The sequence below is a fragment of the Serratia sp. 121840015-1 genome (assembly GCF_053627655.1).
Genome location: NZ_JBSEYF010000002.1, coordinates 414651 through 427256, shown reverse-complemented (window position 1 = coordinate 427256; position 12606 = coordinate 414651). Strand labels below are relative to the sequence as shown.

Here is a 12606-nt window from a genome sequence, read left to right as displayed (position 1 = left end):
AGAGGAAGCGGCGTTATTATCGCCAGAACTCTGTCTTTTGCGCGAGACGCCCCATGCTTGAAACTTCGCTGTTCGTCGCCGGCATTGCCGCCCTCGGCATGCTCTCCCCCGGCCCGGATTTTTTCCTGGTGATCAAAAACGCCGCCCGCTATCCGCGGCTGGCCGCCATGATGACCGCCTTCGGCGTGATCTGCGGTGTCGCCACCCACATGTCCTACTGCGTCGCCGGGCTTGCGGTGGTGATCACCACCACGCCGTGGCTGTTTAACCTGCTGAAATACGCCGGGGCGGTGTATCTGGTGTGGATCGGCATCCAGGCGCTGCTGTCGCGCGGCGGCGGTAAGATGAACGTCAGCAATCTGCCGCAGCAGCAGGTCAGCCTGAAGAGCGCCTTTGCGCAAGGCTACCTGTGCAACCTGCTGAACCCGAAAGCCACCCTGTTCTTCCTGGCGGTATTCACCCAGGTGCTGCATGATTAGAAGTGAGATAAATGGAACTGAGTCTGCGAGATAATTAGGGGATATAGTGATTCTTTAGAGGATATAGTGGGACAAGGTCTGTAAATCATTTCCAGTATGTGAAAGATAAAACAGGGCAGAAAACTTCAGTCCTCTGCCCCAAATTTTATTCCCCGCCACCGAACAAATCCAGCATCGGCTGCTTGTGCTTCATCACTCGTTTATGTACTCGGTGAATCAGCTTGCGCAGCCCTCGCTCGGTAATGCCATATCGGGAACTCAGGTCGGCCCAGTTATTGCCTTTGAACTCGTTGTAAATCTGCAGATCACGAACGGCCAGCTTATAAACGTAATCACGAGGAAACGTGAAATTCTGCCCACCGAAATGCTCTGCCAGGAAATTTGCCACCGCCAGCCCCAGATGCTCGGCCTGCTCAGTTGAACACCCATAGTCAGATGCTGTCTCGGCGACATGATCAGCAACCTCAGATAACAGCTTATGGCGCTTTTCTTCCATTGGCGTAATCATGATCTGCCCCCCGTTATTGCAATGCGGCTTGAGCCTTCAGCTCGCGTTTCTGCCACTTCTTCAACGTCTCGATAACGCGACTGGCCTGGTCCGTTCCCAGCCACTCCAGCCGACCTACACCTGTTATACGGTGAGCATACGCATTTATCGCACGCTCCGAACTATCACGGACAAACCCCGCTTCAAACATCTCCAGCCACAATGACCGGATTTTTTTCGATTGCTCGTCTGTCGCCGTAATCTTTCCAGGTCTTTTAAATACCGGCCTGAACCCCAGACCATAAAACGCGTCCATCACAGATTCTAATTGCTTGATGGTCATTTCTTTCGTTGAGCTTAAACCCGTATAGCTATCGAGCAGTTGGCGGTAGGTATCGTCATCCAGGCGACGTTCACGTTTGGCGACATGAATTAATTTTACCAGGTTAATACGGTTCATCACATTACCCCCGCGTGTGTTTTATTAGCGACACCACCCATTCAATTATTAAATAACTGCCCCAAATACTCACTGACCAGAATACAGCGCAGAATAACGCCATTAATAGCCACGTTCCTCCTCGTGAAATGGTCATGGTTTTACTCCTATACCTGTCAAAGAACCTCCCTGGCCATGTACAGCTTGGTGTAGTTGCGCCTGTTTGCCAGCCCTGTAACCGGCATCGGCAGCGTCCTCACCACCGCGACATTTTTTCGCAGCCCGAAAGGTGGACTCTTTAAATTCCATTTCTTCTTTAAGGCGGCTGTAATACGCAGCCATAAGTGTTTTCTCAGATGCAGCCACCTTGTAAATATCGATAACGGCATATGCACCGTCAACCCAGCCTTCACAGAACTGATCCGCTCGGGCGACTTTTGTGCTGGGCTTTATATTACGCCGCATTTTTGCCGTAAACTCACGACGCGCCTTTACTAATTGGCGTGACAAAACATCAAATGCATATGCCGCGATTTCCGGCCTTTCATTAGGGCCGAAGAATACGACAGTCCGTTGGCCGCTCGAAAGAAAGTCACGCTTATATTGGTAATAGCAATCAACACCAAATGCGCGGCAAATCATGTTGGCCAGGCTATTCATATATGCCGGGATTTTCTGCGCCTGTGATGGTGCGCCTTTACTGCTGGCACGACCAATTTCCATCAGGTCAATATCCGTCTCAGTGAGACTATGCTTGCGCATTAATGCCTGAGCCTGGCTCAGTGCATTAGCAGCTTCATTGCTGTTGGTACTACGTCTGGCCAGGTTAAGCAGCTTCTTGATCTTCGCCAGATACTTTTCATTGTTGTGGGTCATAGTTAACTCCCAGGCGTTCTGCCAGCCGCATGAGTTTTTGCCGCTTGTGAAAATCGATGGCCGTATCGAGGCCGTTCAGGCGAAATTGCTCGATCATGATCTCCACGTCGGCCATTTCGCTGGCCAGCTTCATTTCGTCGCTAAGGCCGTTCAGGTTGCGCGACACCTCAGTACTCAGTTCGCTGGCCTCCTCGGCCAGCTTCAGGAGTTGAGAGTCTGGGCCAAAGCGTTTCATGACCAAGCGGTACAAAGTCGAACGGTTAGTCGCTATAGACATATCCCCTCCGAATAATCATCGTGAGGTAATGGCTGGAGCTCGCTGGTGGGCACAAACGCGTTGTAGGTCTGCCCGCAATGCGGGCAGGCCAGGATAAGGTCCACACACCAGGTGCCGTCCTGCCCCTGCGTAATGGTTGCCTGCTCGGAATCGAGCTCATCTACATCTTCGCTACAGGTTTTGCATTGCAGGCTCATTGGGCGATCTCCTGTTCAAATGGTACTATGGCGAAATCTTCCAGGTTGCGATTAATAGTGATGCCCGGAATATCTTTTACTGCCGCCTGTTCGTTCAATATCGCGTCCTTATTAATTTCCTCCTTGGAACGAATAAATCGAGTCAGCTTGAGTCTTTTCAGGGCAGCAATAACTGCCTCGGCACCGCGTATCGTGCAGCTCGGCGGTCGGTTACGCCAAATCACCTCGCCGGTAGTCAAATTGACGGTCTTTGTTTTTCCGTCCTGGGTCAGTTCGGTGCGATTGGCCTCGCACCAGGTCTGGATGCCTTGTTGCAGACCGCTTATCTCGACCTTCAGTCGTTCAATCTCCGGCGAGTGGTATTGCGTTACCGCTGCAATCTGGTCATTCATTTCCGTTTCGATACGGGTTAATTGACGCTGTAAATCGCCGAGGGATTTAATACCGTCAATTACCTCAGTTTTCGTTTGCGCGGCGTACGGAACCGCCGCAGCTTTAAGCCGCTTTTTACCTTTTGCCATTTTTAAATACCTTTCGTGTGGTTGGTTATTTAACTATTTCGAATGTAATGTTTTCCGGGTCATTCTCGAAACTGCTGTCGTTGATATTTAAGTCGTATTTGCTGGCTATTTCTCCTATGCGTGAATCCAGGTCGATACCTTCAGAACAGATATGCTGATATTCGTCAAAATCGGCCTTATCCATTTCTACCGTTTTATCCAGGTGAATATGCATATCGGCGGTAATGCTGACTTTGATTTTCTCACCCATTACCACGTTCCTCCCAAACAACCCGGCATCTATCCAGCTGGTACTGGAATTTTTGATAGCGTCCCTGTTCATCGGTGCCCGTTGAATATCGAACCGCTTTACCCTGGGCCACCATTCTGCGCGTGGTGGCGTTCGGGTGAATGACCACTGTCGGTCGGCGGCCTTCTTCGATGTCAATACGTTTAACCGTAATTCCCTGGGCAGATAATGTGGTAACCGCTTTGCTTGTGGTGATAATGGCTATTTGAATTCCCTCGCTTTCCACCACCAACGATAATTTATGAGTAGTACGCATAATCCCTCCGACCTCATTAATTAATAGTTAAATGCCTTTAATTACGTCGGCATTAACCACCGGCACGCCGATTTGGGCGGCGAGGTTCATTGCCGCGATGGTTAAATTGCTGACGGCCAGCGGGTATAACAGGCTAACAACACCTTTGCGGCCACCGATGTTACTGCTGAGCCTGGCGCGAATAGCGTCGGTGGCGCTGGCGTCCAGAACCTCTTTTACCGATTTACCGGCGCGGTCAAACTTAAACGTCAAAAACGCCTCCAACTGGGTATCCAGCGGCAGCAGCTCGACAACTTCACAGCGCTGTACCACCTCGCGGACCTCCTGATTGCGTTCTGACAGCTTCATCGCCAGCTCCGGCTGGCCGACCAGCACAATGGAGAGCAGTTTTTTAAACCCATTCTCTAGCTCAAAGAAGCGTTTGAGGTGCTTCAGCGTCGGCAGCGGCAGCGAGTGGGCCTCCTCAATCACCAGAACATGGCTGTAACCGGCGTTGCTGCTGTCTTTCAGCACGCGGTGGAGTTGGCGGAACCGGGCCTCTTGGCTGCGTTTGACGCCCTCCAGCGGCGCGAGAGTATTGATGATCGCCTCGGCGATCGACGCCGCTTTCAGGGTCTTGCCCTTGTTGTCGTTGTCTTCCATCGCGATGATGTACGGCTCAATCACAATCACCGGCGCATTTTCGCGGTTGATGCGTTCAATCAGGTCGCGGCGCAGCGTGGACTTGCCCGCACCGGACTCACCTACCACCGCCAGGAAACCGCCGTGGCGCGCCGTCTGGAACAATGCCTCACGGACGTAACGAATGTCCGGGGTCGTGAACACATCCTCAGAGCCCTGCAGGGAGTCGTCGGCGAACGGGTCGCGGAACAAACCGAAATGCTTTTTCGTTGCTGGATGTAATACCTGTTTTGCGAGTAACATATTGTCGTCTCCTTCCTTATTTGCCTGTTGCGAGACATTGGTGCAGGCGGTGTCCGCCGCCTGCACCTCTTCAAATGCGCCAGCTGTATCCAGCCCGCGCGCTGCTAAAAATTGGCTGATGCTTTCCCGCACCTCTGCAGTGCGGCGTTTTGGCCAGATGCCGTGGTTCACTATCTGCGAAATGGTCGGTTGAGAGACCTGGGCAGCGTCAGCGACCATCTGCTGATCAATACCGTGTTCCTGCATCAGCGCCTTCAGTACCAACATGCTGCCTCCTATTGGCCGTTAACGACGCTCAGCGTCACGGTGTGCTTGCCAGCCAGGTCACCGGCAATCGTGTCGATATCGTCCGCCGGAACGCCGTCCGGGAAACGCTGAACCAACTGGTTATAGTGCTGTGCCTGCCACTCCCGGCCCTGCGCCGTGAATATCTCCCGCAGCGCTTTCGCTGCCTCAACGTGCGTCAGCGGACGCTGTTCTATACGTGGGCCGCGCACATCCGACTCCTGGCCGCGTTTCGGCAGGTAGGACGGCAGCTCGGTGTCGTCAATCGTGCGATACGGGTCAAACCGCCCACCAAACGGCAGTGCTTTGGCTTTACGCGCCGCCGCTGCGGCGTCGGCAGAGTCGGTGCCGGTGACAATTTGCTCAATCTCCTGATTGACCTGCTGGGTGACGGTATCTGCCGGTTTGCGGTAGCTCTCGCCGATGATCGCGGCGTTGGTTGCAAACCCAAACTCGTTCTCCGGCACTTCATCCACCAGGTGGTAAAACTCGTGTCCATCTTCACCAACCAACACAATTTGCGCGGCGTCGGTACGCCACGGATTACGTGTCACCATCAGCGACTCGCCAATCATCACGCCAGGTACACTTGAGACGTCGTACTGGCGGCTCTGGAACGATATTTCCAGCGTCGGCTGGACCTTGCGCGACACAGGCGTAGTGACCGCCAATTCACGACAAATCTCCACCGAGGGCGCTTTAATCAGCTGTTCGGCGGTGATACGCAACCAGATATCGTTGCGGCAGAAGCCGTGGCGGCTATGGATAGCCGTCGCGTTAAAGTGGCTGCGCCACTTCTTCGCCATCGCGTTCAGCTCGTCCAGGCTGTTGACTGTGACGAATTTCAGGCCCGGTTCGAACTTGCGTTCGATGATGTCACGGGCTTTCTCGACCTGGCCGGTTGCACGGGCGTTCCCGGCCTTGTGGGCGATCATCTCGATGCTCAGTGCCCGGCACAGGTTTTTTGTCATGGCGGCGGTGTTGGCAGAGCCGGGGTCCATGAATAGAATTTTCGGCACACCGTGCAACACATCCGCGCCGCCGCGCTCCTGCATGGCGTTAATCAGCACCGAGCACAAGTTCTCGCCGGATTCGGCACCGAGGACGTATTCGACGTAGATCCAGCCGCTGGTGTGGTCGGTGATTTCGTAGCTCCAGACGCGGTCGTGGGCGATACGCGCCAAATTTTTTGGCTTGTTCTTGTAGAACTCAGCGCTGTCCATCACCTGCAGGCCGGTGGTTTTCTTGCCGTTCTGCAGGTAGTAGAGGGTGCAGAGTGAGGCATCGACCAGCCAAACGTGGTTGGGATGCAAGCTGGCCAACCGGGTGCTGGGCTCTGGAGCCATCAACTGGTCGGGATGCACACCGTAGGCCCGCATGGCGCGAATAATGGCGCTTTCCGATAATGGACGAACTTCGCCCGTGCTTTCATCGATGGCTTCGGCTGAAATCATGCCGTTGGCCCGCAGCTCTGCCACCGCGTCGGCGACTGCATACAGGCGCTTGCCGTTCTTGCGGGTAGATTCAGTCAGCAGTGCGGAGATCATCATGGCATCCTCGCGCGTCAGCGCACTGGTGCCCGCATCCGTGCGGCGTTTGCGTGTGTCTGTCATCGCGACCTCCTTGATTTTTCGTAACAGCGTTGCGCGGGATATACCCAGCTCAACGCAGGCCTTTTCATAGATAGCGCCGCGCTCACCGTGCCCGGCATTGCGGGCAGCCTGCGCTATCGCAACCAGTCGTTCGGTCAGGGCTGCGCTCATATCACATCACCGTAGCGTTGTTGGTGTCGTTATCCGGCAGGTCAACCCAGTCCGGACGGTCATTGCCGGTGGGGGCTGACTCCAGGTCATAGGTATCGCGCAACTGGTTGACCGCGCGTTCGACCTGGCATAGCAGTCCGGCCATAAAATCGTATGGCGGGTCAACCTCATGGTCTGAACAATGGGTAGTGAGAACAGAGAAAGCCTCACGGAGCTTGCCGCTCAAGACAGCCTCAGCCTCATAGGCGATGGCGCTGACTTCTTTACGCAGCTTTTCAGCCTCAACGTCCGGGGCTGGCGGCTTGATCTTCGACTGTTTCTGCAGCTTGGTGGTCAGGTCGTCAATCTTGGTGTTTTTGTCGGACAACACGCGGCGCTGGGCGTCGGCATCTTCGCGCGCTTCACGCAGTGCGGCTTTCAGCTCGCGGCTAGTCATACGGTCGATATCGTCAATATCCAGGCCAGCAATGGTGCCGCCTTCGGCGAGCGCTACCAGCTCGTCGTCGTCTTCGGTCATCAACTCGAACAGTTTGGTCTTGCCCAAATGCGCAAGCGCCTGCGCTTTTGACTCCAGTTTTGGCGATAAATATTTGAGGGATGCCTGCATCATGACCTGCGCTGTACGCTTCGAGAGCGCCAGCTGGGATTCAATAATGTCGGTGAAATCACCGTGCGGTTCGTTCTCCTTGAGAATGACCAAGCGCTTACCCGCTTCAAGCATGGCTTCAGCGCTTTGCGCCATGTAGAACTTGGTCTCATGAACGATACGAGAGCGCTCATACGGCAGGCCTTCGCCAAATTGCTCCATGATCTGCTGCTGGTGCAGAGCCATTTGGTTCTGATTTTCGCTCAGGTCAGCGGGTAAAAAGGTGTCGCCTACCATTGGTGCCGGTTCGTTTTTAGGTCTGGCCATTTGTCTCTATCTCCTAACGTGTTCCAGCCATGATGCGCTGGGTGGTTTCATTCATGCGGGCCTGCATGCGGGACATGTGATCGGCGTGAGCCGTGGCGATCTGCAGCATTTGGATGCTGTGCGCGTAGCGGCCGTTGTCGAGTTGAATCACAAGGCCGACGTCAACCAGAGTGGCTAAGTCGCGGCTGATGTTGGCTGGAGAGACGTTCAACGCTTTGGCCAGCTCGCCGTTTGACAGGCCTGTCATCGTGTAGCCCTTGAGGGCAATCAGTACTCGCAGCGTGCGTGTTGCTGATGATGAGGTGCCGGGTTTCTTGCTCATGCTTTACTCCACATTTCCAAGGATGCCAGGGGTTACTTCCCCGCCAATTGCGACAGACAGGTCTCGCAAAATCTTGTACGTCAACCTGCCTCGCGGTAGCTCTTTTTTACCGGCCCAACGGCTCACCGCCTGAGTGACAGTGCGTGGCTCGTAACCTGCACCCAGCGCGAACTGGCGAAAGTTACTACCACGCTCAATCAGACGAGCCTGAATCTGTCGTTTGTTCATAGTCTGGTTGTTCCTGTTGGGTTATCATGTACTCTATTGGGTCTATTGTACGCACCCAAATGAACATGTCAACGAGAGAAATGCACCCGAATGAGCATAAAAGAGAGACTTAGACAAGTCATTGATGTGAAAGGATTAACAATCAAAGAGCTTTCTGAGCTTTGTGCTATCCCGTACAGATCTCTGCAAAATTATCTACGAGGAGAGCGGGAGCCTAATGCTGATGCACTGGTTACATTGAGAACCCATTTGGGTATATCTATAGATTGGCTTCTTACCGGTAACGGCTCGATGTTCCTGGATGAGAAAAAGATAGATGTGCAGCAGGCAAGTAACTCTTCGTTTAGTCATAGCGACTTAACATTATTAGAACTCTTGAATCAGCTTGATCCTGATGTCCGAAGGGACCTAATGCGAGGCGCTGAGGATAAACAGCGAATGATAGAGATGGAAAAGAAAATTGAGGAACTATCTTCAAAAATAGCCGAAAATAAAAAAACAGGCTGAACTGTTCCCATTAAGAACATCATTTAAGGATTGAGGTTTTAAAATGCATAGAGTTTTATTCATCGCCTTGATGCTCATTCTGTCTGGATGTGATTTTTCAGAACGCAATATTAAAGACTTAGCTATTTCATCCGTGAAAAAACAGCTCAAAGACCCTGATTCAGCAAGGTTTTCTGATGTAAGGCTGAAAATTTCTGAAGATGGTAGCGTCTTCAACGTATGCGGTCTGGTTAACGCGAAGAACTCATTTGGGGCTTATAGTGGTGATGCTCGCTTTGTTGTAGCAGGGTACAAAAATGAACAAAATAATGAATATGCTATTTATTCATCAAAAGTAGATAGTTCGCCCTCATCTCCAGATACTGATGGCAATGGAACTATTTTTGAAAAAATGTATTGGAACGCCTACTGCCAAGATAAACATGAGTAATTTTAAAGCGGTGCAGTACTCACTGCACCGAGATTTTCACCAGTTTCTGATAACGAGTTCTTTATGTTGTGTGGCCGTTCTGCCTGCCCCTTGGAGAGTGTAATGTATACCAACGCTCTCCATGTGAAGCCCCGCAAAAACTTCCCGCATTTCAGGTATATCGTTCACTGAGATCAACATATTGCCCGCTATCGACCTGGACAATTCAGCCATCACCACGTAGTTCTCAAACCTAAAGTCCACGCCATACCCTTCGGTCTGCCAGTAAGGTGGGTCGCAGTAGAACAGCGTATGCGGCCGGTCATAGCGTTGGATACATTTGGCCCAGTCCATGTGCTCAATACAGGTGCGTGCCAGCCGCATATGGGCCTGTGATAAATCCTCCTCAATCCGCAACAGGTTGAAACGCGGCGGTGACGTTGTTGCCGTGCCGAAGGTTTGCCCCTCGATTTTGCCGCCGAACGCCTGCTTCTGCAGGTAGTAGAACCGTGCAGCACGCTGAATATCAGTAAGCGTTACCTCTGGCGTGATCTGCAACCATTCGAACATCTGCCTGCTCACCAACGCCCACTTGAACTGCTGAATGAACGCTTCCAGATGATGCTGGATCACCCGATACAGATTTACCAGTTCGCCATTGATGTCGTTGATCACCTCGACCTTGCTGGGCGATTTCATGAAATACAGTGCCGCTGCACCGCAGAACGGCTCAACGTAACAGGTATGCTCGGGGAACTGAGGCAGGATTTTTTTAGCCAGGCGGCGCTTGCCACCCACCCAAGGTATGATCGGGGTCGATTTCATAAACTGTAAGCCTTTTTCATATGATGAAAATGCAGTAGGCTTAATCTGTCTCGCGAGACGGACTGAGCCTTGGGTCGACTCACAGGTACCAGCTGTGTTGTTGATGGCCTGTTGGGTGTTCCACCACCCTGCAGGCCGCTCTTTCTCCAGAAACGCTAACACTAAGAAAACGAAAATTAATCTGTCCTTGGACTAACAAAGTCTGGGGATGAGTAGATTTGAATAATTTTGCACAGCAAACAGGAAGAGATAACCGTTTGTTATCAATAAATAAAAAGGATGAATAGCCAATGACTGAACAAGCCATTGAAGTCAAACACGTTGTAGTTCACGTTTTGGTAAAAAAACAGAATGGGGATGCTTCAGAGCAATTGAGCCCTGAAGAGCGTCAGGTTACTAAAGCCTCCCAGCGCCTGATTAACGATATCTGTGCAAAATATGCAGGTCGCACAGGTAAAGGTTACGGCTATTTTGAAGGTGATACAGATAACTACCCGATGGAACGGATGGCTGGTGATTATCTGGACGGCGCTGATGATTTTTACCATAGTTCCTGCAGGATGATGCATCACCTGACAGAACGCTCACAGCGAGAGAATATGGCTACCGGTGGGTTCGTTCTGTTCGCTCACATCATGATAGGACGAAACGAGCATCTTCTCATTGCAATCGTTAATGCTACCGTTGGGTCAACCGTTGATGACGATCTCATCATTAAAGACAGTACCTATCTGGATATAGCAAAGTTGCGTATGGCCGGTCGTATTGACTTAACAGCATGGAAAAGTGACGCGGAACGCTATATCAGTTTTCTTAAAGGTCAGGGAAACGTATCAAACTATTTTAAACAATTCCTCGGTTGTAATGATGTACTGATCGCCAAGCGTGAATCAGAGAAACTGCGAGATACTTTGACTGCATTTGCAGTTGAAAAAAAACTTGAAGGTGCAGAAAAAGACGCATTTCTTAAGACAGCTTTCGAGCATTTGAATGCTTTAAGCAAGGCTAGTGAACCACTCAATCTTGAAACTTTTGTTAATGCTGTCTGGCCCCAGGCACCAGAGGAATTGTCTGGTAAACTTGCTTCTGAAGAGTTGGAGTTGTCGGATGGTTTTGTGCCTGACGGTCGAGTCATCCGTGCGCTGGTATCTTTTAAAGGTAAGTCAAAACACTGGGAACTCAAATTTGACCGGGAAGGGACAACATCGGGGGATATTGACTATGACCCTGAGACAAATATCATCACTCTGCGCAACGTGCCTGAAGAGTTTAGAGAAATGTGGCTGAATGAGGTTTAATCGTGACGATTTCGTTTGAGGCACTGACAGATCTGTACCGTCGCATGGAATTCCGTGATGAATGCCGTGTCGGGACGATGTCGCTCTCTGACCAGCCTGAATGTGATCTTATTAACACATTGCTTGACGATCCACGTGAGTTCGGACTTTCTGTTGAGACAGGAACGGTTGCCCCAGGTAATACGATAACACTTCGCATAACCCCACCAAGAAGTGGCCTTGGGCTTGTTTTTGCCACGTATAAAATCCTGTTAAACGCACCAAAGCATCAGTGCCAGGAACCTGCGAAGTATTTCATCCTTGAGGCGAAGTTTCGCAATGATGATGCTGAGGTACCTACTTTCATTAGTAACTACCGAGCTATTCTGAAGTTCGTTGACCTGCTTAAAGAAACTGCAGCTTATTTCGACGTATCCACCTGTCAGTTAGTCTTTCTGAGAAAAGAAGTTATTAAGTTATCGCCACTCTTTTCAGCGGAAACCGTGCAACAGCTGAAATGTGATTGTCTCGGCAACCTTATTGCTTGTTTCAACGACGATACCCACAAGGACCAGAAGCTAGACATTCTGATCGAAAGCATTCAGGCAGTCTGTGAAGGAGTTGATTCGCAGAGAATGTTTGCATTTTTACTGGACAACATTCAGCGCCTGCATGAAAAGTTCCTGAAAGGATATCGAATCTATTCTTCCGGATTCTCTTACGACAAGGTGATGGACCAGCTTCGCACAGCAAAAGTTGAGGAGATGGGGAAGATCCACAAAGCGTTTTCGGATATTCAGAACCATATTCTTGGCATCCCAGTGGCTTCAGTCGTTGTCGCCACCCAATTCAAAGAGGCCTCAACATGGTCAGGCCAGGGAATCACAAATACGATAATTCTGCTGGGATGTATTTTTGCTGCAACACTAATCTGGCTGGCTCTATCTAACCAGATGCAGTCTATGAGGGCCCTGAGTGAGGAAATCGAATACAAAAAAAAGCAGGTAAATAAGGAGTACTCTTTCATCAAAGATGATGTGGAAGGCGTGTTTAGTAGTATTAAAACGCGGCTTAAAACACAGAAGCGCACCTTCTGGATTATTCGAGGGGTACTGGTCATCGGTATCATCACAGCGCTTGTGGTTTATTGCTGGTACACAAAACCCGTTCTTGATTGGATACAGCTTCTTATGGATAAGATTTTCCCTTCCGGTGGTAGTTGACATCGTATCTTCATTCCCTTGTAAATATTCTGCCCGGGGGCAAATTACACCACCTATCTGAATACCTCACACTGACTCCTGATTTATCCGGTCTTTTGGCCTATATCAG

The 12606-nt window shown here is 51.1% G+C and carries 17 protein-coding genes and 1 pseudogene; 5 read left to right on the top strand and 13 right to left on the bottom strand.

The genetic code is table 11. The annotated features are described in order from the left end of the window. Positions 1–53: 53 nt before the first annotated feature. Positions 54–470: pseudogene (locus ACUXAC_RS15475) on the top strand (LysE family transporter); the annotation flags it as partial. Between the two features lie 154 nt (positions 471–624). On the opposite strand, the gene ACUXAC_RS15470 reads toward ACUXAC_RS15475, so the two are convergent. The 12 genes from ACUXAC_RS15470 to ACUXAC_RS15415 form a co-directional block, all read right to left on the bottom strand. Then, on the bottom strand, positions 625–987 hold the full coding sequence (locus tag ACUXAC_RS15470; protein WP_041033460.1) for a Mor transcription activator family protein: 363 nt from the start codon (positions 985–987) through the stop codon (positions 625–627). A 13-nt stretch (positions 988–1000) separates the two neighbouring features. After that, positions 1001–1426, bottom strand: a complete 426-nt coding sequence (locus ACUXAC_RS15465; RefSeq protein WP_439069117.1) for a gp16 family protein — start codon at positions 1424–1426, stop codon at positions 1001–1003. A gap of 132 nt (positions 1427–1558) precedes the next feature. After that, complete coding sequence (locus ACUXAC_RS15460) at positions 1559–2281, bottom strand: DUF2786 domain-containing protein (protein WP_041033456.1); 723 nt, start codon at positions 2279–2281, stop codon at positions 1559–1561. Continuing rightward, complete coding sequence (locus ACUXAC_RS15455; RefSeq protein WP_439069118.1) at positions 2265–2558, bottom strand: hypothetical protein; 294 nt, start codon at positions 2556–2558, stop codon at positions 2265–2267. Before ACUXAC_RS15455 ends, ACUXAC_RS15460 begins: the two co-directional genes overlap by 17 nt. A gap of 193 nt (positions 2559–2751) precedes the next feature. After that, positions 2752–3276 (bottom strand): host-nuclease inhibitor Gam family protein, encoded by a 525-nt coding sequence (locus ACUXAC_RS15450; protein ID WP_041033450.1) that lies wholly within the window; start codon positions 3274–3276, stop codon positions 2752–2754. A 25-nt stretch (positions 3277–3301) separates the two neighbouring features. Beyond that, a complete protein-coding gene (locus ACUXAC_RS15445) occupies positions 3302–3526 on the bottom strand; it encodes a hypothetical protein (RefSeq protein WP_041033448.1) in 225 nt (74 codons plus the stop codon). Continuing rightward, positions 3519–3821, bottom strand: a complete 303-nt coding sequence (locus ACUXAC_RS15440; RefSeq protein ID WP_154232791.1) for a hypothetical protein — start codon at positions 3819–3821, stop codon at positions 3519–3521. Before ACUXAC_RS15440 ends, ACUXAC_RS15445 begins: the two co-directional genes overlap by 8 nt. Before the next feature lie 27 nt (positions 3822–3848). Beyond that, positions 3849–5012, bottom strand: coding sequence for an AAA family ATPase (locus ACUXAC_RS15435; RefSeq protein ID WP_439069119.1), 1164 nt, complete (start codon positions 5010–5012; stop codon positions 3849–3851). A gap of 8 nt (positions 5013–5020) precedes the next feature. Continuing rightward, positions 5021–6793, bottom strand: a complete 1773-nt coding sequence (locus tag ACUXAC_RS15430) for an integrase (RefSeq protein WP_439069120.1) — start codon at positions 6791–6793, stop codon at positions 5021–5023. A gap of 1 nt (position 6794) precedes the next feature. Continuing rightward, a complete protein-coding gene (locus ACUXAC_RS15425; protein WP_041033441.1) occupies positions 6795–7706 on the bottom strand; it encodes a DUF3102 domain-containing protein in 912 nt (303 codons plus the stop codon). Between the two features lie 13 nt (positions 7707–7719). Next, positions 7720–8028, bottom strand: a complete 309-nt coding sequence (locus tag ACUXAC_RS15420) for a helix-turn-helix domain-containing protein (RefSeq protein ID WP_454266773.1) — start codon at positions 8026–8028, stop codon at positions 7720–7722. 3 nt (positions 8029–8031) lie between these two features. Beyond that, a complete protein-coding gene (locus ACUXAC_RS15415; RefSeq protein WP_041033437.1) occupies positions 8032–8256 on the bottom strand; it encodes a hypothetical protein in 225 nt (74 codons plus the stop codon). A gap of 90 nt (positions 8257–8346) precedes the next feature. Between ACUXAC_RS15415 and ACUXAC_RS15410 the strand changes: the two genes are divergently transcribed. Both ACUXAC_RS15410 and ACUXAC_RS15405 read left to right on the top strand, forming a co-directional pair. Then, on the top strand, positions 8347–8763 hold the full coding sequence (locus ACUXAC_RS15410; RefSeq protein WP_041033434.1) for a helix-turn-helix domain-containing protein: 417 nt from the start codon (positions 8347–8349) through the stop codon (positions 8761–8763). Positions 8764–8806: 43 nt separating this feature from the next. Next, positions 8807–9193 carry a hypothetical protein gene (locus ACUXAC_RS15405; protein WP_454266772.1) on the top strand — a complete coding sequence of 129 codons (387 nt, stop codon included), beginning with the start codon at positions 8807–8809 and terminating at the stop codon, positions 9191–9193. 36 nt (positions 9194–9229) lie between these two features. Here ACUXAC_RS15405 and ACUXAC_RS15400 read toward each other — a convergent pair whose 3' ends face one another. Further along, a complete protein-coding gene (locus tag ACUXAC_RS15400) occupies positions 9230–9997 on the bottom strand; it encodes a DNA adenine methylase (RefSeq protein ID WP_041033432.1) in 768 nt (255 codons plus the stop codon). Between the two features lie 290 nt (positions 9998–10287). On the opposite strand from ACUXAC_RS15400, the gene ACUXAC_RS15395 reads away from it, so the two are divergent. Then, on the top strand, positions 10288–11295 hold the full coding sequence (locus ACUXAC_RS15395; RefSeq protein WP_041033430.1) for a nucleoid-associated protein: 1008 nt from the start codon (positions 10288–10290) through the stop codon (positions 11293–11295). 2 nt (positions 11296–11297) lie between these two features. Continuing rightward, positions 11298–12497: a hypothetical protein gene (locus ACUXAC_RS15390; protein ID WP_454266771.1), complete on the top strand. Its 1200-nt coding sequence runs from the start codon at positions 11298–11300 to the stop codon at positions 12495–12497. The last annotated feature ends 109 nt before the right edge of the window (positions 12498–12606 follow it).